General features: G+C 62.5%; 19 protein-coding genes and 2 pseudogenes. 2 read left to right on the top strand and 19 right to left on the bottom strand.

The window, feature by feature from the left end; genetic code table 11:
• Positions 1 to 42: 42 nt before the first annotated feature.
• The 13 genes and pseudogenes from J5X93_RS28420 to J5X93_RS02710 form a co-directional block, all read right to left on the bottom strand.
• Positions 43 to 675 (bottom strand): annotated as a pseudogene (locus J5X93_RS28420) (methyl-accepting chemotaxis protein); the annotation flags it as partial.
• 225 nt (positions 676 to 900) lie between these two features.
• Positions 901 to 1,161, bottom strand: a pseudogene (locus J5X93_RS28415) (HAMP domain-containing protein); the annotation flags it as partial.
• A gap of 1,012 nt (positions 1,162 to 2,173) precedes the next feature.
• Positions 2,174 to 3,466: an adenylosuccinate synthase gene (locus tag J5X93_RS02760; RefSeq protein ID WP_013974430.1), complete on the bottom strand. Its 1,293-nt coding sequence runs from the start codon at positions 3,464 to 3,466 to the stop codon at positions 2,174 to 2,176.
• Between the two features lie 56 nt (positions 3,467 to 3,522).
• Complete coding sequence (locus J5X93_RS02755; protein ID WP_043211975.1) at positions 3,523 to 4,710, bottom strand: ATP phosphoribosyltransferase regulatory subunit; 1,188 nt, start codon at positions 4,708 to 4,710, stop codon at positions 3,523 to 3,525.
• A 289-nt stretch (positions 4,711 to 4,999) separates the two neighbouring features.
• Positions 5,000 to 5,869: a protease modulator HflC gene (gene hflC / locus J5X93_RS02750; RefSeq protein WP_043211977.1), complete on the bottom strand. Its 870-nt coding sequence runs from the start codon at positions 5,867 to 5,869 to the stop codon at positions 5,000 to 5,002.
• Positions 5,869 to 7,047, bottom strand: a complete 1,179-nt coding sequence (gene hflK, locus J5X93_RS02745; protein WP_043211979.1) for an FtsH protease activity modulator HflK — start codon at positions 7,045 to 7,047, stop codon at positions 5,869 to 5,871. Before hflK ends, hflC begins: the two co-directional genes overlap by 1 nt.
• A 96-nt stretch (positions 7,048 to 7,143) precedes the next feature.
• Entirely contained in the window at positions 7,144 to 8,445 is a 1,302-nt protein-coding gene (gene hflX / locus J5X93_RS02740; RefSeq protein ID WP_043211980.1) for a ribosome rescue GTPase HflX, read from the bottom strand.
• A 12-nt stretch (positions 8,446 to 8,457) separates the two neighbouring features.
• Positions 8,458 to 8,718: an RNA chaperone Hfq gene (hfq, locus tag J5X93_RS02735; RefSeq protein ID WP_003258160.1), complete on the bottom strand. Its 261-nt coding sequence runs from the start codon at positions 8,716 to 8,718 to the stop codon at positions 8,458 to 8,460.
• A gap of 94 nt (positions 8,719 to 8,812) precedes the next feature.
• Complete coding sequence (miaA, locus tag J5X93_RS02730) at positions 8,813 to 9,784, bottom strand: tRNA (adenosine(37)-N6)-dimethylallyltransferase MiaA (RefSeq protein ID WP_250034387.1); 972 nt, start codon at positions 9,782 to 9,784, stop codon at positions 8,813 to 8,815.
• A 1-nt stretch (position 9,785) separates the two neighbouring features.
• The gene (mutL, locus tag J5X93_RS02725) at positions 9,786 to 11,681 is read right to left on the bottom strand and encodes a DNA mismatch repair endonuclease MutL (protein ID WP_102081283.1); all 1,896 of its coding nucleotides are present in this window, start codon (positions 11,679 to 11,681) and stop codon (positions 9,786 to 9,788) included.
• Positions 11,678 to 13,117 (bottom strand): N-acetylmuramoyl-L-alanine amidase, encoded by a 1,440-nt coding sequence (locus J5X93_RS02720; protein WP_167358060.1) that lies wholly within the window; start codon positions 13,115 to 13,117, stop codon positions 11,678 to 11,680. Before J5X93_RS02720 ends, mutL begins: the two co-directional genes overlap by 4 nt.
• Positions 13,118 to 13,591 carry a tRNA (adenosine(37)-N6)-threonylcarbamoyltransferase complex ATPase subunit type 1 TsaE gene (tsaE, locus tag J5X93_RS02715; RefSeq protein ID WP_043211984.1) on the bottom strand — a complete coding sequence of 158 codons (474 nt, stop codon included), beginning with the start codon at positions 13,589 to 13,591 and terminating at the stop codon, positions 13,118 to 13,120.
• Positions 13,579 to 14,439 (bottom strand): NAD(P)H-hydrate dehydratase, encoded by an 861-nt coding sequence (locus J5X93_RS02710; RefSeq protein ID WP_043212015.1) that lies wholly within the window; start codon positions 14,437 to 14,439, stop codon positions 13,579 to 13,581. The genes tsaE and J5X93_RS02710 overlap by 13 nt, the downstream gene beginning before the upstream one ends.
• Before the next feature lie 65 nt (positions 14,440 to 14,504).
• Between J5X93_RS02710 and queG the strand changes: the two genes are divergently transcribed.
• Positions 14,505 to 15,569 carry a tRNA epoxyqueuosine(34) reductase QueG gene (gene queG / locus J5X93_RS02705; protein ID WP_043211986.1) on the top strand — a complete coding sequence of 355 codons (1,065 nt, stop codon included), beginning with the start codon at positions 14,505 to 14,507 and terminating at the stop codon, positions 15,567 to 15,569.
• Between the two features lie 32 nt (positions 15,570 to 15,601).
• On the opposite strand, the gene J5X93_RS02700 is transcribed toward queG, so the two are convergent.
• The 4 genes from J5X93_RS02700 to J5X93_RS02685 form a co-directional block, all read right to left on the bottom strand.
• Positions 15,602 to 16,213, bottom strand: coding sequence for a trimeric intracellular cation channel family protein (locus tag J5X93_RS02700; RefSeq protein WP_043211988.1), 612 nt, complete (start codon positions 16,211 to 16,213; stop codon positions 15,602 to 15,604).
• Positions 16,214 to 16,320: 107 nt separating this feature from the next.
• A complete protein-coding gene (gene orn, locus J5X93_RS02695) occupies positions 16,321 to 16,863 on the bottom strand; it encodes an oligoribonuclease (protein ID WP_070571130.1) in 543 nt (180 codons plus the stop codon).
• Between the two features lie 53 nt (positions 16,864 to 16,916).
• Positions 16,917 to 17,981 (bottom strand): O-antigen ligase family protein, encoded by a 1,065-nt coding sequence (locus tag J5X93_RS02690; protein ID WP_232092064.1) that lies wholly within the window; start codon positions 17,979 to 17,981, stop codon positions 16,917 to 16,919.
• A gap of 154 nt (positions 17,982 to 18,135) precedes the next feature.
• A complete protein-coding gene (locus tag J5X93_RS02685) occupies positions 18,136 to 18,987 on the bottom strand; it encodes a glycosyltransferase family 2 protein (protein ID WP_269475618.1) in 852 nt (283 codons plus the stop codon).
• Positions 18,988 to 19,540: 553 nt separating this feature from the next.
• Between J5X93_RS02685 and rsgA the strand changes: the two genes are divergently transcribed.
• Positions 19,541 to 20,572, top strand: a complete 1,032-nt coding sequence (gene rsgA, locus J5X93_RS02680; RefSeq protein ID WP_250034384.1) for a small ribosomal subunit biogenesis GTPase RsgA — start codon at positions 19,541 to 19,543, stop codon at positions 20,570 to 20,572.
• A gap of 100 nt (positions 20,573 to 20,672) precedes the next feature.
• On the opposite strand, the gene motB is transcribed toward rsgA, so the two are convergent.
• A complete protein-coding gene (motB, locus tag J5X93_RS02675; RefSeq protein WP_043211995.1) occupies positions 20,673 to 21,704 on the bottom strand; it encodes a flagellar motor protein MotB in 1,032 nt (343 codons plus the stop codon).
• A 3-nt stretch (positions 21,705 to 21,707) separates the two neighbouring features.
• Positions 21,708 to 22,559, bottom strand: a complete 852-nt coding sequence (motA, locus tag J5X93_RS02670; RefSeq protein WP_043211996.1) for a flagellar motor stator protein MotA — start codon at positions 22,557 to 22,559, stop codon at positions 21,708 to 21,710.
• Positions 22,560 to 22,566 lie beyond the last annotated feature (7 nt).

The following is a 22,566-nucleotide window of genomic DNA, read 5'->3' as shown; positions in this document are numbered from 1 at the left end:
CCGGCAGGGCAACAGTCGCCCCGTCACACCCCCTACGTTTTTTCAGGCGCGGAACTGCCCCAGGCTCGCCCGCAACTGTGCCGCCAGATCATCCAGCACCTTGCTGCTGGCCGTGGTCTGCATCACCACCTCTGCCGAACGCTCAGCCTGGGCATGGATATTCTCCACTCGTCCGCGCACAGCCTGCGCGCCGTGAGCCTGTTGTTCAGCCGCCCGGGTCGCGAGACCGATGGCCGAGTGCACCTGCTCCACCGCTGCCTGTACCGACTGCTGACGACGCTCATTGTCACGCAGCACCAACAACCCTTCGCTTGCCTGGCGACCGGCCTGGCTAATGGTGGCCACCGCCTCCTTGGCTCCTGCCTGCAAGGCGGCGATGTGCGCCTGGATATCGCCCGTAGAGCTCTGGGTCTTGCTTGCCAGGGCGCGCACTTCATCGGCGACCACGGCAAAGCCGCGTCCCGTCTCTCCGGCCCGGGCAGCCTCGATAGCGGCGTTGAGCGCCAGCAGGTTGGTTTGCTCAGCGATGCCGTGGATCACGGTCAACACCACTTCGATCTGCTCGCTCTGCTTGGCCAGCCGTTCGATTACCTGAGAACCCGTCTCCACCTCCCCGGCCAAGTTCTCGATCAAACGCGCCAGCTGGGTGGAAGCGCGACTGTTCTCGTCAGTGGCTTGGCGGATATCCACCACTTGCTGCAAGGCCGCTTGCATGGCCTGGCTTTCGGCCTGGGCCTCGTCCGCCATGCTCGAAAGATCACGCAGACTGGCGGCGACCTCGTCACGCTGCAGCGCAGCGGCTGCGTCGGCACCTGCGTTGCGCTGAGCCATGGTGTCGATTTCCACTCCCGTACGCTGAGCCACTTCGCCAGCCTCGCGGACGATGGGCTGCAACTTGTCGACGAAGCGATTGACCGCCGAGGCCATATCACCGATCTCGTCACGGCTGTCGAGCGCCACCCGCTTGGTCAGATCGCCCTCGCCCGCCGCCAGATCGTTCAGCGCCCCAATCAACAAGCGCAGCTTGTTGACCACACGCCGCCCCAGCACCACGGCCACCACCAACAACACGCCCAAGCCTACCAGCACCAGGCCCAGGCCGATCCGCCAGCGCAGCTCGGCCGCGGCATCGCGCACGGTTTGCGCGGTGTTGGCCTGCATGGCGGTGGCGCTGTTCTGTGCGGTCTCGAGACGCGACCGCAGGGCCTTGCCACTGTCGGCGGCGGCCGCCACCAGGCTATCGCCCACCAGTTGCTCGCCGCTGGCGATCAAGGCAGCAAAGCGCTGGTCCAGCGCCTTGAGCTCCTGCTCCACCCCGGCGGTCGACACGCCCATCAGCACCTTGCCGATCTCGGCGCCATTGGGGTTGATGGACGCCTCGACGTAGTACACCGAAGGGTCCTTGCGCGCAGCATCGAGCACCTTGTCCAACGCGCGCTCGCCCTGCCCGCGCTCGATCAGCGTCTGGTTGATGGGATTTTGGCGATTCAGGTAGCGGGTCAGGTGTTGGCCTTGGGCGTCGTCATAAATGACGAACAACACATTGGGATTGCGCTGCGCGCGACGCGCAAAGTCCGAAAGCGTCGGTACATCGTTGTCCCAGATGGCGCGCGGCGCGACAGAGGCCAATAGCTCGGCCATGTCGTTGGCCGAGTCCTTGAGGTTCTTCTCCAGCGTGGCGCGCAGTTGCTGCTGCTCACCCTGCAGGCGCTCGGAAAGGCCGGCGCTCAGGCGCTGACGAGTGCTGGCCGAGAGGCTGTCGAGCCCGGCGCGGACATCCTGCCCGGCCTGCTCCAGTTCAGCGGCCAGTTTCTGGCTATCGCTGCCCAAGCGTGCACCCAAATCGGCTTCTAGGGCGGTGACCGTGCTCCGCGTTAGTGCAACGGCAACCAGCACCTGCACCAGAAGAGCGATACCAAGTGCAACAAACACTGGCCGCAAGAGGCGGCTTCGTAACAGTGAAAGAATGGCAGACACGTTGTAACTCCCGTGTTTTCTGGCGCCATTACTTTGATGGCACCGACAGGAGTTTCATACAGCAAGGGTTATGCCCAGCACAGCAGGGATAAACGCCAATGTCTGGCGCCTGACAAGGCATTTCTGCATGGTGCCCAAATGAAAACGCCGCGACTCCTTGCGGAGCGCGGCGTTCGATCACTGCCGAAGCGACTGATCAGGCGAACGGATGACGCAGCACGATGGTCTCGTTGCGGTCCGGGCCAGTCGAGATGATATCGATCGGCGCACCGATCAGCTCCTCGATGCGCTTGATGTAGGCGCGAGCGTTGGCCGGCAGTTCTTCCAAGGTTTTCACGCCCAGGGTCGACTCGCTCCAGCCTGGCATCTCTTCGTACACCGGCTCCAGGCCGATGTAGCTGTCAGCGTCGGAAGGCGCGTCGATGACCGCACCGTTCTCGTTCTTGTAGCCAACACAGATGTTGATGGTTTCCAGGCCGTCCAGCACGTCCAGCTTGGTCAGGCAGATACCCGAGATGCTGTTGACGTCGATAGCGCGACGCAGGATCACGGCATCGAACCAACCGCAGCGGCGAGCACGACCGGTGGTGGAGCCGAACTCATGGCCGCGCTTGGCCAAGGTGGCGCCAGTCTCGTCGAACAGCTCGGTCGGGAACGGGCCAGAACCCACGCGGGTGGTGTAGGCCTTGGTGATGCCGAGGATATAGTCCAGGTACATCGGGCCAACGCCGGAACCCGTGGAGATACCGCCAGCGGTGGTGTTGGAGCTGGTGACGTACGGGTAGGTGCCGTGGTCGATATCCAGCAGCGAGCCCTGGGCGCCTTCGAACATGATGTCCTTGCCAGCGCGGCGCAGGTTATGCAGTTCGGCGGTGACGTCGAGCATCATCGGCTTGAGCTGCTCGGCGTAGGCCATGCACTCGTCCAGTGTCTGCTGGAAGTCGATGGCCGGCTCTTTGTAGTAATTCACCAGCTGGAAGTTGTGGTAATCCAGCAGCTCACCGAGCTTGGCGGCAAAACGCTCGCGGTGGAACAGATCGCCAACACGCAGGCCGCGACGAGCGACCTTGTCTTCGTAGGCTGGGCCGATACCACGGCCAGTGGTACCGATCTTGGCTTCGCCACGCGCCTTTTCACGGGCCTGGTCGAGGGCCACGTGGTAGGACAGGATCAGCGGAGCAGCCGGGCTGATGCGCAGGCGCTCGCGCACCGGTACACCCTTCTCTTCCAGCTTGGTGATTTCACGCATCAAGGCATCCGGAGCCACGACCACGCCGTTGCCGATCAGGCACTGCACGCCTTCACGCAGGATGCCGGAAGGAATCAGGTGCAGAACGGTCTTCTCACCGTTGATCACCAGGGTGTGACCCGCATTGTGGCCACCCTGGTAGCGCACTACGGCGGCAGCATGTTCGGTCAGCAGATCGACGATCTTGCCTTTGCCCTCATCACCCCATTGGGTGCCCAGGACGACGACATTCTTACCCATAACACTTGTCCTCATTCACGCAAACTTGGTTGCCGGCCCACGGCCGACGAAGAATCTCAATGGGTCAGCGGCAGTACCTGCCAGCGCCCGTCTTGCTGAATCAATTGCCGATCACAATCCGCCTCGAGAGCAGCACTCAACGGCTGACCAGGCAGTGCCTGGACCACACGCTGGCCCTCGTTGCGCAACTGGCAGACCATCTGCCAGAGGGCCGTGTCGCCGCTGTCGGGCATCCAGATCCCGCCAGAAGGCAATACGACCTCCGCTCGCCCCAGTGTGACCAGGGTCTTCAAATCCGTGGAAAATCCAGTGGCTGGGCGTGCCCGGCCAAAATCGGCGCCGATGTCGTCGTAGCGTCCGCCCTGGGCGATCGACTGACCGACGCCTGGAACGAACACGGCGAACACCACGCCGGTGTGATAGTGATAGCCGCGCAACTCGCCCAGGTCGAAGTACAGCGGCAAGTCCGGATAACGCGCCGCCAGGCGATCGGCGATCGCCAGCAAATCGTCAAGCGCCGCCAGCACGCTGGCTGGCGCACGCCCCAGGCGGACGCGGGCCTCGGCCAGCACCTCACGACCACCGCACAGCTCGGTCAGGGCACGCAGCATGTTGCCCAGATCCTTCGGCAGGTCGGCGGTCAGGGCCTGCACTTCATCGACGGCCTTGCGCTGCAGGGCGTCGAACAACTGCTGCTCGACCGCCCCGGACAAGCCGGCGGCACGGGCCAGGCCACGGTAGATGCCCACATGGCCGAGGTCCATGTGCACATCGGCGACATCGGTCAGTTGCAACGTGGCGAGCATCAGGCTGATGACCTCGACGTCACTGGTAGGACTGGCATCGCCGTACAACTCAGCACCGAGCTGAATTGGGCTGCGCGAAGTGGACAGGGCACGGGGTTGAGCGTGCAGAACGCTACCGGCATAGCACAGGCGGCTCGGCCCTTCGCGACGCAAGGTGTGGGCGTCGATACGCGCCACCTGCGGAGTGAAGTCGGCGCGGAAGCCCATCAGGCGACCGGACTGCGGGTCGACCACCTTGAAGGTGCGCTGGTCCAGGTCCTGGCCGGCACCGGTGAGCAGCGATTCCAGGTACTCGATATGCGGGGTGACGACCAGCTCGTAACCCCAACTCTGGAACAGGTCCAACACCTGGCGACGCGCGATCTCGATGCGCGCAGCCTCAGGCGGCAGTACTTCCTCGATGCCATCTGGCAGCAGCCAGCGGTCTACCGTTGCCATTACGCCATTTCCCCTCTGGTCCGGGCGGCTTGCCAGCTGGCGAGCCGTCAGTAAAGCAGGCATTGGCGCACAGCAGCGGGCAGCACCGATCCCAGCGCTACCACCGTACCCAATACCCTCGAATAGCCTTGCGACCTGACCAAACCGTCAACCGACACGTTGCCGATCAACCTTGCAGACGCAAAAAAGCCGGGAATTTCCCGGCTGACTTATCATACACCCCTTTTCCTTCAGGATGCACCCCGCTTGGCATTTTAGCTGCCAGGCGGGGTGCGTCTTCAGGAAGGGCTCAAGGCTTGCTCTTGTCCAGGAAGCGGAAGAACTCGTTCTTCGGATCGAGGACCAGCACGTCGCTCTTGCTGGAGAAGCTCTCGCGATAGGCCTGCAGGCTACGGTAGAACGCATAGAAGTCCGCGTCCTGGTTGTAAGCCTTGGCATAAATGGCAGCCGCCTGGGCGTCGCCGTCACCGCGGGTCTCTTCCGCTTCACGATAGGCCTCGGCCAGCAGTACACGACGCTGACGGTCGGCATCGGCACGGATACCTTCGGCCAGTTCGTTACCCTTGGCGCGGTGCTCACGGGCTTCACGCTCACGCTCGGTGCTCATGCGGTCGAACACACTGCGGTTGACTTCCTTCGGCAGGTCGATGGCCTTGACGCGCACGTCGACGACCTCGATACCCAGTTCCTTGCTGGCCATGCGATTCAGCGAAGCGGTGATGTCGGCCATCAACGCATCACGCTCACCGGAGACCACCTCGTGCAGGGTGCGCTTACCGAACTGGTCACGCAGGCCGCTTTCCAGACGACGGGACAGACGCTCATCGGCGATCTGCTTGAGGCCCGAGGTCGCGGTGTAGAAGCGTTCGGCGTCCTTGACTCGCCATTTGGCGTAAGCATCGACCATCACCGCCTTCTTCTCGAGTGTCAGGAAGCGCTGGGTCGGTGCATCCAGGGTCATCAGACGGGCGTCGAACTTGCGCACCTGGTTGACGTAGGGGACCTTCACATGCAGGCCTGGCTGGACATCCGCCTGGACCACGCGGCCGAATTGCAGCAATACCGCACGCTCGGTCTGGGACACGATGTAGAAGCTGTTCCAGGCCACGATGGCCAGCACCACGGCGGCGATCAGGGCGATCAGCGATTTATTGCTCATCAGCGGCTCTCCCTAGAACGCAGCGATTGTTGCTGCTGTTGCATTTCCTGCGCCGCGCGCGCGGCCGCATCGTTGGCCGACGCCGGTACTGTGCTGACCGGTGCGGCCGAATGGCGGCTGCCTTCGACCATCTTGTCCAGTGGCAGGTAGAGCAGGTTGTTCTGCCCATCCTTGCTGGTCACCAGGACCTTGCTCGAATTGCTGTAGACCTCCTGCATGGTCTCCAGGTACAGGCGCTGACGGGTCACGTCCGGTGCCTTTCGGTACTCGGCAACCAACTTGCTGAAGCGATCGGCCTCACCCTTGGCGCGGGCGATGACTTCATCGCGGTAGCCGTTGGCATCCTCGATGATGCGCTGAGCCTGACCACGGGCCTCCGGCACCACACCGTTGGCGTAGGACTCGGCCTGGTTGCGTGCACGCTGCTCGTCCTCGCGGGCACGGATCACGTCATCGAACGCTTCCTGCACTTCACGCGGGGCTGCCGCGCTCTGCACGTTGACCTGAGTGACGGTGATACCGGTGCGGTAGTTGTCGAGGAAGCGCTGCAGGCGCTCACGGATATCGACGGCCATCTGCTCACGGCCTTCGGTCAACACCTGGTCCATCGAGGTGGAACCCACCACATGGCGCAGGGCGCTGTCGGTCGCGTGCTGCAGGCTGACCTCCGGCTGGTCGACGTTGAGTACGAAGTCCTGCAGGTTGGTGATCTTGTACTGCACGGTCAGCGGCACCTCGACGATGTTCTCGTCCTCGGTGAGCATCTGGCCCTGCTTGGTGTAGGCCCGCTCGCGGGTCACGTTCTCAAGATATTTACGGTCAATGGGCGGGAAATAGATATTCAAGCCCGGACCGACAGTCTCGTAGTACTTGCCGAAGCGCAGCACCACAGCCTGTTCCTGTTCGTCCACGACGTACACGGCGCTGTACAGCCAGATGGCCGCAAGCACGGCCAGGCCGATGCCCAGCAGGCCCAGGCCGCCACCTTTGCCAACATTGCGGTCACCACCGCCACCGCGTTTCTTGCCGCTGCCAAACATGCCGTTGAGGCTGTCCTGCAGCTTGCGGAAGGCCTCGTCCAGATCCGGTGGACCTTTCTTGTCGCCACCACCGCCGCCACGACGGCCGCCCCAGGGATCCTGATTGTTCGAGTTGCCACCCGGCTCATTCCAAGCCATAGCGCTCTCCATCTGATAAAGCAAAGACGCGCCCACGGCGCGCCGTCCAATGCTACAGAATGCCTGTCACGGTCGCCCGGCGACCTCGACGGGCATTTATTGCAAAGTGTGTTGCTCGATGAAAAGTTCAGGCTCCATGCCCTCGCGACTGACCAGGCGATTGAGCTCCACCCGGGGCAATCGCACGCTCAGCAGGCTGCGACCTTCTTCATCGTGCTCTTCGCCTTGCACCGCGCCCAGAGCGAAGAATTGCGCGCGCAAGCGGGCAAGTCGCTGTTCCAGACGCAGGGTTCCGACATACAGATCATCCCCCAGCAACTCGGCAATCGCCTGGCCAACCAGTTCCAGGCCACGTCCATCACGTGCCGATACCCAGACCCGCTGCGGTTTGCCGTCGGCATCTCGCTGGATCTGCGGCTCGACATCTTCGAGCAGGTCGAGTTTGTTATAGACCTCGAGGATCGGCAAGCCTTCGGCTCCGATCTCGCCCAGCACCGCCAGTACCTGCTCGATCTGCTCCATACGCTCGGGCTCATGAGCATCGATGACGTGCAGCAACAGGTCGGAGTTGCTCGATTCTTCGAGCGTAGCCCGAAATGCCTCGACAAGCTTGTGCGGCAGGTGGCGGATGAATCCCACGGTGTCGGCCAGCACGATCGGGCCTAGGTCGGCGAGTTCGAGTCGGCGCAAGGTCGGATCGAGGGTCGCGAACAACTGATCGGCGGCGTAGACGTCGGAGGTGGTCAAGGCGTTGAACAGCGTGGACTTGCCGGCGTTGGTGTAGCCCACCAGCGAAACGGATGGGATATCCGCACGTTTGCGGCCGCGCCTTGCCTGTTCGCGCTGACTGCGCACCTTTTCCAGACGCGCCTTGATCTGCCGCAGGCGGACCCGCAACAGGCGCCGGTCGGTTTCCAGCTGGGTCTCACCCGGGCCGCGCAGGCCGATACCGCCCTTCTGCCGCTCCAAGTGGGTCCAACCGCGTACCAAGCGCGTGCTCATATGCTCGAGCTGAGCCAGTTCGACCTGCAGCTTGCCCTCATGGGTGCGCGCCCGCTGGGCGAAAATGTCAAGGATCAGCCCGGTACGGTCGAGCACACGACACTCGAAGACGCGCTCGAGGTTGCGCTCCTGGCTGGGCGTGAGGGTGTGATTGAATATCACCAGATCGACCTGTTCGGCGTGGACCAGATCGCGCAGTTCCTCGACCTTGCCACTGCCAATCAGGTACTTGGCTGTAGGCTGGTGCCGGGCCACCGTGGCCAGCGAAACGATCTCCGCTCCGGCCGACAGCGCCAGCTCCTGAAACTCCTGCGGGTCTTCGCGCGCCTCAGGGTTCTGACCTTCCAAGTGAACGAGCAACGCTCGCTCACCACCACCGTGGCGCTCAAAGAACAATGCAGGCTCCTATCAGGCGTTGCCTGGCTCGCTGTCGCCGTGTTCGGAATCGGACGGGCTTGGCAGGCGAACCGGACGGGCAGGAACCACGGTCGAAATGGCGTGCTTGTAGACCATCTGGCTGACGGTGTTCTTCAGCAGTACCACGAACTGGTCGAAGGATTCGATCGAGCCCTGCAGCTTGATCCCGTTTACCAGGTAAATGGAAACCGGGACCTTTTCTTTTCTCAAGGTGTTCAAGTAAGGGTCTTGTAGCGAATGCCCTTTTGACATATGCCGCACTCCTGTAAGGATCAATAGTAAAAAAACAATAAAATCGGTCATTCAAGCCATTCTAATCGCAAGAATAGACGGCAATTGCAGGGACTCAGCTCAATATGGAGATGGCCCCCAGGTATTTCAAGGTGCGGGACAGATTGTCGCAGGCCAGGCTGTCGAGCCACTCCACGCCGGACCAACCACGTAACCAGGTGAATTGCCGCTTGGCCAATTGGCGAGTGGCAATGATACCGCGTTCACGCATTTCTTCGGCTGTCAGCTTGCCGTCCAGGTAGTCCCAGACCTGCCGATACCCCACTGCCCGTATAGACGGCAGCCCTGCGTGCAAGTCACTTCTGGCGCGCAGTGCTCGGACCTCGTCGACGAACCCCTGTTCCAGCATTTGCGAAAATCGTAGCGCAATTCGCTGATGCAAAATGTGACGATCTGTAGGAGCAATCGCCAAACTGGCGACAGTATAGGGCAAATGACCGCCCGCGCCTGCGTCTGAGCCGCGACTTTCCGCGTATTGACGTTGCCGGTGCGCGGTCATGCTTTCGCCGCTCACGCGATAGACTTCCAAGGCGCGAATCAGTCGCTGCGGGTCGTTGGGATGGATGCGCGCCGCCGATTCCGGATCCACTTCGGCCAATTGCCGGTGCAGCTCGGCCAAGCCCAGGTCCCGCGCCTGGGCCTCAAGCTCGGCACGCACGGCAGCGTCTGCGGCGGGCATATCCGCCAAACCATCGACCAGCGCCTTGTAATAAAGCATGGTGCCGCCCACCAGCAAGGGGATCTTGCCCCGAGCGGTGATCTCGGCCATCGCTTCCAGCGCGTCGGTACAAAATTGCGCCGCCGAGTAGCTCTCGCCCGGGTCGAGAATGTCGATCAGCCGATGGGGGTGTGCAGCCAGCACGTCCTTGGAAGGCTTGGCGGTGCCAATATCCATGCCGCGATAGACCAGCGCCGAATCGACACTGATCAGCTCACAGGGCAGCACCTTGGTCAGCTCGATGGCAAGGTCGGTCTTGCCGGCCGCCGTCGGGCCCATGAGGAATATCGCTGGGGGCTTGCCGCTCATGTCATCGACCGCGCAGGAAAAGTTTGTCCAGGTCATCCAGCCCTAGCTGGGTCCAGGTCGGCCGACCGTGGTTGCACTGGCCACTGCGCTCGGTGTTCTCCATGTCACGCAGCAGCGCGTTCATCTCGGGGATGGCCAGGCGGCGGTTGGCACGCACCGCGCCGTGACAGGCCATGGTACCGAGCAGCTCGTTGAGGTGCGCCTGGATACGATCACTGGTGCCGTACTCCATGAGATCCGCGAGCACGTCCTGGACCAGCCGGTTGGCCTCGGCCTGCTTGAGCAAGGCAGGAATCTGCCGGATCGCCAGGGTTTCTGGGCCCAGGCGCTGCAGTTCGAAGCCCAGGCGCTGGAACCATTGGGCATGCTCCTCGGCGCAGTCGGCCTCGCGCTGGCTGAGGGCCAGCGACTCGGGCACCAGCAGCGGCTGGCCACTCAACCCCTCGCTGGCCATGGCCACCTTGAGGCGCTCGTACATGATGCGTTCATGGGCGGCATGCATGTCTACCAGCACCAGGCCAACGGCGTTCTCGGCCAGGATGTAGATGCCTTTGAGCTGGGCCAGGGCAAAGCCCAATGGCGGCACATCGCCCTGGCTTTGCGGCAACGCCGCCGGGACAGAGGCGCCGCCCTCCAGCGGGGCGAAGAATTCACGATAGACAGCCTGCGCTTCAGCAACCGGCACAGGCTGCGAGGGGCGTGGGGTGTACTGGTACTGATAACCCGAGCCACCACCGGCGAACGACTGGCGCGGCTCGGCTTGAGGCGGCTCCAGCACCGGCGAGGCCAGGCGCATCTCGCCCTGGGGCCCGAACTCACCGGCCTGCAGACCACTGGGACGGACGATCTCGGTAGCCGCTGCCGGTGCGGCGAGCTGGTCTTCCGGACGCACGTCCGCCAGGGCACGGTGCAGAGTGCCATACAGAAAATCGTGGACCATGCGCCCTTCGCGAAAACGCACTTCATGCTTGGTGGGGTGCACGTTGACGTCAACCCCGTTCGGCTCGAGTTCGAGGAACAGCACGAAGGTCGGGTGCCGGCCATTGAACAGCACGTCGCGGTAGGCCTGCCGCACCGCATGGGCCACCAACTTGTCACGCACGGCGCGACCGTTGACGAAGAAGTACTGTAGATCAGCCTGACTGCGCGAAAACGTCGGCAGGCCAACCCAGCCCCACAAACGCAGGCCATTGCGCTCGACATCGATAGGCAGCGCCTGCTCGAGGAAGCCCGGGCCGCAGATCGTGCCGACCCGCCGCGCCCGGGTCAGCTCATCGGGCGCCTCGTGCAGACTGAGGATGCTCTTGCCGTTATGTCGCAAGTGGAAGCCGACATCGAAGCGAGCCAAGGCCAGACGCCGGACGACTTCCTGCAAGTGATCGAACTCGGTCTTCTCCGACTTGAGGAACTTGCGCCGGGCCGGGGTATTGAAGAACAGGTCACGCACCTCGACCGAGGTGCCGACAGGGTGCGCGGCGGGCTGTACACGCGGCGTCATGTCGCGCCCCTCGGTCTCCACCTGCCAGGCTTCACCAGCGCCGGCGGTGCGCGAGGTGAGCGTCAGGCGCGCCACTGAACTGATCGACGCCAGGGCCTCGCCGCGAAAGCCCAGGCTGAGCACGCCTTCGAGGTCTTCGAGTTCGCGAATCTTGCTGGTGGCATGGCGCGCCAAGGCCAGCGGCAGATCGTCAGGCGCGATGCCGCCACCGTCATCCCGCACGCGCAGCAGCTTCACGCCGCCCTGCTCGACTTCCACATCGATACGCCGGGCACCGGAGTCCAGGCTGTTCTCAAGCAGCTCCTTGGCGACCGAAGCCGGGCGCTCGACCACCTCGCCTGCGGCGATCTGGTTGGCCAGCCGAGGGCTGAGCAACTGGATGCGCGAACCACCACTCATTGCTGGGCAGCCAGGGTAGTGCCAGGGATGTCGAGGTGCTGGCCGACCTTCAGCTCATCGCTCTTGAGGCTGTTGGTGGTCCGCAGGCTGGCCACGCTGACCTGATAACGCACGGCGATCATGGCCAGGGTTTCGCCGGGCCGCACAGTATGCTCGCGCGGTCCCTGGGCAATCTTGCCGCTATCGCGCAGCCATGCGATGTAAGTCCCGGGAGGGGGGCTTTGCTGGAAATACTGACGCACACCAGTGTGGATCGAGCGGGCCAAAGCCTGCTGGTGGCTCTTGGTCGCCAGCTTGGCGGCTTCGTTGGCATTGGAGATGAACCCGGTTTCCACCAGGATCGACGGAATATCCGGGGATTTCAGCACCATGAACCCAGCCTGCTCCACGCGGCGTTTGTGCAACGGGGTGATGCGCCCCATGTTGCCCAACACCTTCTGCCCCACATCGAGGCTGGAGCTGAGCGTGGCGGTCATGGACAGATCCAGCAGTACACCTGCAAGCATGCGGTCCTTGTCATCGAGGCTGACATTGCCGGCGCCCCCGATCAGGTCGGAGCGGTTTTCCGTGTCGGCCAGCCAGCGCGCGGTCTCTGAGGTTGCGCCCCGGTCGGACAACGCGAACACCGATGCACCGAAAGCGGCCTTGGACGGCGCGGCGTCGGCATGGATGGAAATGAACAGGTCGGCGCCCTTCTTGCGCGCGATCTCGGTGCGCTTGCGCAACGGGATGAAGTAATCGCCCGTTCGGGTCAGTTCGGCGCGATAGCCACGCTCGGTGTTGATTTGGCGCTGCAGCTCGCGGGCAATCTGCAGGACGATGTCTTTTTCATGCTGCCCACGCGAGCCCGATGCGCCTGGGTCCTCGCCACCATGGCCGGCGTCGATGGCGACGACGATGTCGCGCTTGCCACTGGGCACCGGCGGCAATTTGATAGCCGGCTGGGCAGGCGACACCGGCACGGCCGGGGCAGTAGCGGGTGTTTGCGCAGGTGGCGGGGTCGGAGTACTGGCGGCAACGGCATCGGCTTCCTGATCGTACAGATCGACCACCAGACGGTTGCCATACTGCGCGTTGGGCGCCAGGGTGAAGCTCTTGGGCGTCACGGCCTTTTTCAGATCGACCACCACGCGCAGGTCAGTGGGCGTGCGCTGGGCGGAGCGCACACTGTTGATCGGCGTATTGGAGGTGGCGACATTCAGCGTACCGCCCAGGGTGGCGCCGTTGATGTCGATGACCAGGCGGTCCGGCGCGGTCAGGGTGAAGACGCTGTGCTGCACAGGGCCGGACAGGTCGAAGACCAGCCGCGTATTGTCCGGTGCGCGCCACAGACGCATGCTCTTGACTTGTGTGACGGCCAGAGCGTCAACGGTCACCGCTGTCAGCAGCAGCCCAACGACGGCGACCAGTGCGCGTATGCGCATACCTAACCCCATTTACTGTTTGAATTCTGTGGCCAGGGCGGCGCACCAGGCCTCACCGCGAGCCCCCTGCGGTGAAAGGAGAAGCGAGCGTCCACTCGCTTGCGGGCTTATGGTAATGGTCAGGTCGGGCTTTGGCAAAACGCCCGCACCCTTTTGTGGCCATTCGAACAGGCACAGCGGGTCCCCTTCGAAATAGTCACGGATCCCCATGAACTCCAGCTCCTCCGGATCGACCAGACGGTACAGGTCGAAATGGAAGGCGCGCACATCGCCAATTTCGTAAGGCTCGACCACGGTGAAGGTCGGACTTTTGACTGCCCCGGTATGGCCCAGGCCGCGGATCAGCCCGCGCGAAAGCGTGGTCTTGCCCGCGCCCAGATCGCCTTCGAGAAAGATCACGCCATGACCGCCGGTCACTTCGGCCAAGCGTGCACCAAATGCGACGGTGGCCGGTTCGTCGGCCAGAAACAGGGTTATGCCAGACACGCTGAATGCTCCTCCAACAACTCACGAATGACCGGAACCAGATCACTGGCCGCCAAGCCTCTTCCCTTCACACCCAAGCGCTCCCCTGCACAGGCGTGCAACCACACGCCCAGGCAAGCGGCCGACCACGCGTCCATGCCTTGGGCCAGCAAGGCGGCCAGCACACCGGTCAGCACATCGCCCAGGCCCGCGCCCGCCATGGCCGGATGGCCACGCTCGCACAGCGCCAACTGCCCATCCGGGCCTGCCACCAAGGTACCGGCGCCCTTGAGCACGCAGACACTGGCATGCTTGCGCGCAAGCTTGCGGGCAGCTCCCGGGCGGTCGGCCTGAACCGCCTCAGTGGAAATACCCAGCATGCGCGCTGCCTCCCCAGGATGCGGGGTGAGGATGCTGCCGCTGTGCAGGGCCAAGGGCCTGTGCGCCAGCTGATTCAGCGCATCGGCATCCCACACCTGCGGCACAGGCGCGTTGGCCGCCGCCGACAACAGGCTGCGCCCCCAGGCGGCCTGGCCCAGGCCAGGGCCGACTACCAACACCGAGGCGCGCTCGAGCACGCCCATCAACTGGTTGGCCGAACTCACGCCGAGCCACATGGTTTCGGGCAGACGTGCAAGCCCTGCACTGACGTGCTCGGGGCGTGTGGCCACGCTCACGAGGCCAGCACCGCAGCGCAGGGCCGCCTCGGCACTGAGCATCACCGCTCCGCCGGTGCCCAGATCGCCCCCGACCACCAGGACGTTACCGAAGTCGCCTTTGTGGGCGTCGGCGCGCCGCGCTGGCAGGTGCGCAGTGGTCAGGCTGCTCAGCAGCTGGGGGGCATTACCGGGGTGTTTGGTCTGAGGCATGGGGTCAAAGGCTCCGATGTCTGGCAGAATTATACGCACCTCTGCCTGTATTGCCTTGTCCATCCATGTCCGCTTGCCTTCCTGACCTCAATACGCTGGCCCAATCGATCAAGGATTGGGGCCGCGAACTCGGTTTCGCACACGTCGGTATCGCCGACGTGGCGCTTGGCGAGCACGAACATCACCTGCAGCGCTGGCTGGAAGCCGGTTACCAGGGCGAGATGGACTACATGGCCGCCCATGGCAGCAAACGCTCGCACCCCGACGAACTGGTACCCGGCACTGTGCGTGTGGTGTCACTGCGCATGGACTACCTACCCGGCGATACACGCATGGCCCAGATGCTCGCTCAGCCTGAGAAAGCCTACATTTCCCGCTATGCCCTGGGTCGCGACTACCACAAGCTGGTGCGCAAACGCGTGCAGCACCTGGCCGAGCGTATCCAGCAGGCCATAGGCCCCTTTGGTTTTCGCGCCTTCGTCGACAGCGCCCCAGTATTGGAAAAAGCCATCGCCGAACAGGCCGGCCTGGGCTGGATCGGCAAGAATACCTTGCTGCTCAATCGCAAGGCCGGCAGCTATTTCTTCCTTGCTGAGCTGTTCGTCGACCTGCCACTGCCGGTGGATCAGGCCCAGACCAGCGAACATTGCGGACGCTGCCAGGCCTGTCTGGACATCTGCCCGACCGCCGCCTTCGTCGGGCCGTATGTGCTCGACGCCCGTCGCTGCATTTCCTACCTGACCATCGAACTCAAGCACGCAATTCCGGTCGAGTTACGCCCGCTGATTGGCAATCGGGTGTTCGGTTGCGACGATTGCCAGATCGTCTGCCCTTGGAACCGCTTCGCCCGCCCGACCCAGGAAAACGACTTCAAGCCACGTCACGGCCTGGACAACGCCGAGCTGGCCGCACTGTTCCTCTGGGATGAAGCGACCTTCCTGAACAACACCGAGGGCTCTCCCCTGCGCCGTGCAGGCTACGAACGTTGGTTGCGCAACCTGGCGGTGGGGCTGGGGAATGCCCCGACTACCATCCCTGTACTCGAAGCTTTGCGTGCCCGGCGCGAGCACCCCTCGGCACTGGTGCGCGAGCATGTGGAGTGGGCGCTGGCACAGCACGAAGATCAGTAGCGACCCAGCCCCTCAGGCCTGCAGAGAGGCAATCATTGCTGGTCGTTGTAGTGGAACTTGGGCATTTCCCAATGGAAGCGGATTGCCAGCAAGCGCACCAGGAACCCACCGAACAAGGTCAGCAGCATGGCCTGCTCGGCTGGCACTTTGAAGTGCACGCAACCCAGGTAGAACCAGGCGGCGGCAAAGGAGACGCTGGCATACAGCTCCCGGCGGAATACCAGCGGGATATCGTTGCAGAAGATGTCCCGCAGGATGCCACCGAACACACCGGTGATCACGCCACTGATCGAAGCCACCAGCATGCCCTGCCCCATCTCCAGGGCGGTCATGCAACCGATCAAGGTGAAGGCCACCAACCCCAGCGCATCGAGCACCAGAAACAGCGAGCGCAGATGGCGCATCAGCGGCGCTATGAAGATGGTCAGCAAAGCTGCAAAGCTGGTCAGCACGAGGTACTCGGGATGCTTCACCCAAGTCAGCGGGTAGTGCCCAAGCAGTACATCCCGCACCGAACCGCCGCCCAGCGCGGTGACGCAGGCGATCAGCACCACGCCAAACCAATCCATGCCGCGGCGCCCCGCGGAAAGCGCGCCGGTCATGGCTTCGGCGGTAATGGCGACAAGGTAGAGCATCAACAACATGGTGCATGTCCAAAAAAAGCGGCAAACGCCAAACCCACAAACAAAACGCCACGGCCGGCTGATCACTCAGCCGCTGTGGCGCTGATGCTTGGCTCGAGGCTCGAAACTTAGACTTTGATGAAGTGTTCGCGGTAGTGCCGCAACTCAGCGATCGACTCACGAATGTCGTCCAACGCCAGGTGAGTCCCCCCCTTCTTGAAGCTGTCGCGCACCTGCGGGGCCCAGCGGGCTGCCAACTCCTTGAGCGTGGAGACGTCCAGGTTGCGGTAGTGGAAGAACCCTTCGAGCTTAGGCATGTGGCGATAAAGGAAGCGGCGATCCTGGCAGATGCTGTTGCCGCAGATCGGCGACTTGCCCTTGGGCACCCATTGTTCGAGGAAGGCCAAGGTCTGCGCTTCGGCCTCAGCCATGTCGATGCGGCTCTCGCGCACACGTTGGGTCAGGCCGGAAGCACCGTGGGTCCGGGTGTTCCAGTCGTCCATACGTGCCAGCACTTCATCGCTGTGGTGGATCGCGATGACCGGCCCTTCGGCCAGGGTGTTGAGCTCACTGTCGGTGACGATGGTCGCCATCTCGATGATGACGTCGTTGTCCGGATCCAGACCGGTCATTTCCAGATCGATCCAGATCAGGTTCTGTGCGTTTTGCATGAAGGGGCTCCTCGAATAGGCCGTCATTTTAGCCCACGCGAGCCCCGGGGCGGTTAATTCTGCTCAGCAGCGGTTGAATTAGTCGGCACCTTCAGGCTTAACCCCAGCAGTACCACAACCCATGGCATCAACCACATCGCACGGGTACGCTCCCACAAACTGAAGACATCGAACTGCATGGCCACGCTGGCGAAAACCCAAAGTAGCAGCACCGAAAGGCCCAGCTGGGTATGACGGGCCCGCCAGGCCTGAAGGCCCAGCGCCACCCATAGCCAGCACCACACCAGCAATGCCGGAACGCCATATTGCATCGCCGTATGCATCAGGAAGTTGTGAACGTCCATGTCGGTCGGACGGCCCCAAAGATGGAGTTCATAGCCTGCCCCATAGCCCAGGCCGATCCAGAAATGCTCCTTCAGGATCGGCCAGGCACTTTGCAGCAATTCAAAGCGCCCCGAATCCCCACGCGCCAGCAAGGTCGGCTCGAGCCAGGCCAGCATCGCGCCAGCAGCCAAGACCAAGAGCGCGATCCACCGCCCTCGGCGCCCGGCCAAAAATACCAGGTAGAACAGCGCCACCACCATCAACCCCAACAACGTCCCTCGGCTCGCACACAGCCCGATATAGATCAGTGGAGGGATCTGAAGCAGCAGCCACCCTATACGCCAGGACCGCATAGCCGGAAGCAATGGCAACGCCAACAGCATTACAAAGCCAGTGGCATAGGCCGCCGCATTGGGATTGTCGAGAAAACCGCCAAACCCGCTCATACGCCCGAACACCGGCTTCAACCACAGCAAGGCCGCGACGCTGTACAGGCTATTGAGCGCGCCCAACACCATCATGGTGCCACGCAAGCGCTGCTCGCTCATCCGTGCCCACAGCACCCACCCGCAGACCAGCAGGCAGAACAGTAACAAGCGCTTGAGGCGGGACAGGTGTTCACCCGGCTCACCATTCCAGAACAATGAAAGCCCGGCCCAGACCAGCAAGACCAGGAACAAGCGCGCCTCGATTCGTTCGTGCAACAGTTGCTTGAGGCTCGCCGGACGACTGATGACCAACCACAAGGCGGGCAGGTAGACGAACAACACCAGAAGCGTGTGATAGAGCTTCATAGTCGGCGTCAGGAACACGCCCCCAATGCTCCAAAACACACCAATCCCAAGCATCGTTTCCGCGACCCGGGCCGCTCGTCCCTCACCCACACGTACGGGCGCCCGCCAGCTATTCCAGGCGTGCAGCAAATTTTGCTTTGTAGACAACATCTGATTACTCACGGAACTTGAACACCAGCTGGCGAATGCGTCGCCAGGTCACGCGATTCCAGCGCCACGGCGGAATTTTCATCAACAACCCGAGCGCATAGCCCTTTTGCGAAACCACCGAATGCTTGAGGGCTTTGTTCATCACGCAGGTCAATCCCGGCAGGTAGCCGGGATGATCTTGATAAGGGGCGATTGCCATCAGGTCATAGTCAAGCTGGCGCTTGTAGGCCGTCGTCGACATGTTACCCGGATGCTTGCGATACAGCGTCACCAGGTCAGGCAGAATATCCACGCGGTAACCCAGATAGGCGATCTTCAGGGTCATCTGGAAGTCTTGGATACGAATCTGCGGGTCGTAACCACCGACACGATCCATAGCCTCGCGTCGGTACATGGCCACCGGAGCCCCAACCGCACGGGCAGTGGCCAGCAACTCGGAAAAACTGAAAGCGCGTATCGGCTTGCACTTCTCGGCTTTCAAGCGCCGGCCATTGGCATCCACATACACAACCCCGGCGCCGACGCATCCGACTTCGGGATGTTGCTCAAGGTAGGCGACCTGCAGCGCCAGACGGCCTGGCAACATGACATCGTCGGAGTCCGGGGTCGCAATGTACTGACCGCGTGCATACTTGAGCGCTGTGTTGAGTGCCGCGCTCACACCCTGATTCTGCTGGCGATAAAACTGGAAACCATAACGCTCGCGCAAGGCTTCGATCCGCTGGGCACTGCCATCTTGCGAGCCGTCGTCGACGACGATCAGCTCGAAATTCGGGTAATCCTGTTCAAGGATGCTCAGCAGTGCTTCCTCGATGTACAGCTCGCGGTTGTAGCAAGGCACGAGCACGGAGACCAAGGGCGCGTCCGCGCCACCTTCTGCATCAGGTCCCGATGATGGACGAATGCTCAAACGCCCGACCTCCAATGCAATACCTCCGATCCCAGGCCAGCCGCCGTACTCAGGAAACGCTGCGAAGGAATGCGATCACCCATGCTCCTGGGCACGTAGAGAAACGCTGGGTAATCACCGTAGAAAACTCTAATCAGCATGTCCATCAGGCACAATATCGCGGCCTTCCCCCGCTCCTTGGTCATTGCGTGGCAGGCCATCATTTGGAAATCCTGCGTATCGAATCTGCACAGCGGCAAGGTGCCAGCTCCTAGTGTAGGGCGGCATCGTCGCACAATGGCAAATAGATGCCTAGGGAAACTCCATACCCACCGGAAGCTTAACGTCGGATGGGTGTTTCCCCGATTTTTTCACCCTCTCTATATATGTAGTCATTTCTATAGAAATAGCAGCTTTCGCCGTGCATTTGGCCGCGAAACCGTAACCGAATAAGGCGAGGGCTTCCGGCGTGCTAAACTGCCAGCCGTTTTTCCTTCTGCCCCGCCGACACGGAACCTCCATGGCCAAACGCCAGCTCAACCGTCGCCAAAACTGGCGCATCGAAAAAATCCAAGGCGAGCGCGCCGCTCGCGCCGCCAAACGTGAGCAACACGCCCTGCAGGAGCTGGAAGGGGGTGATCTAGGCCCTGAGCAGTTGGGGCTGGTGATCGCTCACTTCGGCGTGCAGGTGGAGGTCGAGGCGCAGGATGGCGAGTCCAAGGGCCAAGTGTTTCGCTGTCATTTGCGAGCCAATTTACCGGCACTGGTCACTGGCGATCGGGTGGTATGGCGAGCGGGCAACCAGGGCAATGGTGTGATCGTCGCGCAGATTCCCCGCACCGCCGAGCTGTGCCGGCCGAACAATCACGGCCAGCTCAAGCCGGTCGCGGCGAATGTCGACCTGATCGTGATCGTCTTCGCTCCCGCCCCCGAACCCCAGGCCAACCTGATCGACCGCTACCTGGTCGCCGCCGAACACGCAGGCATCCGCCCTCTTCTGCTGCTGAACAAGGCCGACCTGATCGATGAGCAGAACGGCCCGACCATCGAGGCCCTCCTGGCAGTATACCGCGACCTGGGTTATCCCCTTCTTGAGGTTTCGGCTCATCAGGGCGAGGGCATGCAGCGTTTGCAGCAGACGCTGGACAAGCACATCAGCGTGTTCGTTGGCCAGTCCGGGGTCGGCAAGTCATCGCTGGTCAACAGCCTGTTGCCGGAGGTCAGGACTCGTGTGGGCGATCTGTCCGAATGGTCCGGCCAAGGCACGCACACTACCACCACAGCCCGCCTGTACCATTTCCCCAATGGTGGTGATCTGATCGACTCACCCGGCATCCGCGAATTCGGCCTGGGCCATGTCAGCCGCGACGATGTCGAGGCCGGCTTCATCGAGTTCCGCGAACTGCTCGGCCACTGCCGCTTCCGCGACTGCAAACACGACCGTGAACCCGGCTGCGCCTTGCTCCAGGCTCTGGATGACGGGCGCATCAAGCCACAGCGGATGAACAGCTACCGCTCGATCATCGCCAGCCTGCCGCAGGACACCTACTGAGTCATCCAGCGCGGGCCTGCCGAACAGTTCCCAGACAAAACAAGGCCGCGCCTGCAGCGATTGCAGGCGCGGCCTTATGTGGACTGGCCCAGCCCAGGTCTCATTCCTGGGTATTGTCCATTTTCAACACGCCATCTTCGAAGATGTTCAGCTTCTGGCGAAGCTCACGCGGCTGCATCGGCGCCTGAGCCGTATCGCCCGGGCCCGGCGCGGCCGGGGTAGCCGCCCCCGGCGCACCATTGGCCGGAACCTGTTCTGTCGCCGGCGGGGCCTGTGGCGTGCCCTGCTCGCCTTCGATGGTACGCTGGGCCTTCTTGGTCAGGACAATGATGTCGATACGTCGGTTGACCGGGTTGAACGGGTCCTTGCGATCGAACAGCGACGACGAGGCATAACCCACCACCCGTGCCACCTGCTCATCCGGATACCCTCCGGCGACCAGCGCGCGGCGCGCGGCGTTGGCGCGGTTGGCCGACAGTTCCCAGTTGCCGAACTCGCCAGTGCCGGCGTATGGCTTGGCATCGGTATGACCACTGATGCTGATCTTGTTCGGCACTGCCTTGATGGTGTCGGCCATGGCCAACAGGATGTCCTCGAAGTATGGCTGCAGGCGTGCACTGCCCAGGTCGAACATCGGCCGGTTCTCGGCATCCATGATCTGAATGCGCAGGCCGTCCTGGGTGATCTCGAACAGGATCTGGTCCTTGAACTTCTGCAGTTGCGGGTTTTCCTCGACCTTGTTCTGCAGTTCCTGCAACAGCAATTGCAAGCGCTCCTGCTCGACCTGCTCGGCCAAGGTCTCGACCTTGTCTTTGTCCAACTGGATGCTGGTGTCAGGTGTCGGCTCGGATTTTTCTTCCGGATTGATGGTTTTCTCCGGCGCCAATTGTGGCGAACCACCCAGGTCGATGACGTAGGGGGTGCCGCTCTCGGAGAAGCCTATCGGGTCCTTGAAATAGCCAGCGATGGCGAGCTTCTGTTCAGGCGTGGCCGTGGACAGCAGCCAGAGCACCAGAAAAAACGCCATCATCGCGGTGGCGAAGTCGGCAAAGGCGATCTTCCAGGCACCGCCGTGGTGACCGTCGCCAAAGCGCTTGACGCGCTTGACGATGATGGGCTGATTGTTCTCCATGATTTAGCGACCGCGAACCGCTTGTTCCAGCTCGGCGAAGCTTGGACGGTGCGCCGGATAAAGCACCTTGCGCCCGAACTCCACGGCCAGCGACGGCGGCATGCCAGAGGCAGAGGCCACCAGCGATGCCTTGATTGCCTCGTAGACGTTCAGCTCTTCCTTCGCGTCATGACGCAGGGCGTTGGCCAACGGACCAAAGAAGCCGTAGGCCGCGAGAATACCGAAGAACGTACCCACGAGCGCGGCGCCCACGTGCAGACCGATGGACTTCTGGTCGCCATCGCCCAGCGATGCCATGGTCACGACAATCCCGAGAACCGCGGCCACGATACCGAAGCCGGGCATGCCATCGGCGATGCCTGTCACCGCATGGGAAGGGTGCTCGAGCTCTTCTTTCATGTTCAACAGCTCCATGTCGAACAGGCCTTCGAGCTCGTGGGGCGCCATGTTGCCGGTGGACATGATGCGCAGGTAGTCGCAGATGAACGCGGTCATGCGCTCGTCGCCCAGAACGGCCGGGTATTTGGCGAAGATGGGGCTGGCGGCTGGGTCTTCGATATCACCCTCGATGGCCATCATGCCCTCGCGGCGGCTCTTGTTGAGGATCTCATAGACCAGGCCCAGCACCTCCAGGTAGAAGGTGTGAGTGAAACGGGTGCCGAACATCTTCAGCGACTTCTTGATCACATGCATGGTCATGTGACCAGGGTTGGCCTGAAGGAACGCACCGAAGGCCGCACCGCCGATGATCAGCACTTCGAACGGCTGGATCAGCGCCGCGATCTTGCCGTGGGATAGCACGTAGCCGCCGAGCACGCTCGCGAATACGACGATGATGCCGATAATTTTAGCCATAGGTTCA

It is taken from the genome of Pseudomonas sp. BYT-1 (genome assembly GCF_023611805.1).
GTDB lineage: Bacteria > Pseudomonadota > Gammaproteobacteria > Pseudomonadales > Pseudomonadaceae > Aquipseudomonas > Aquipseudomonas guariconensis.
The sequence above is the reverse complement of the archived record's forward strand: the minus strand, read 5'-3'. Positions and strand labels throughout refer to the sequence as shown.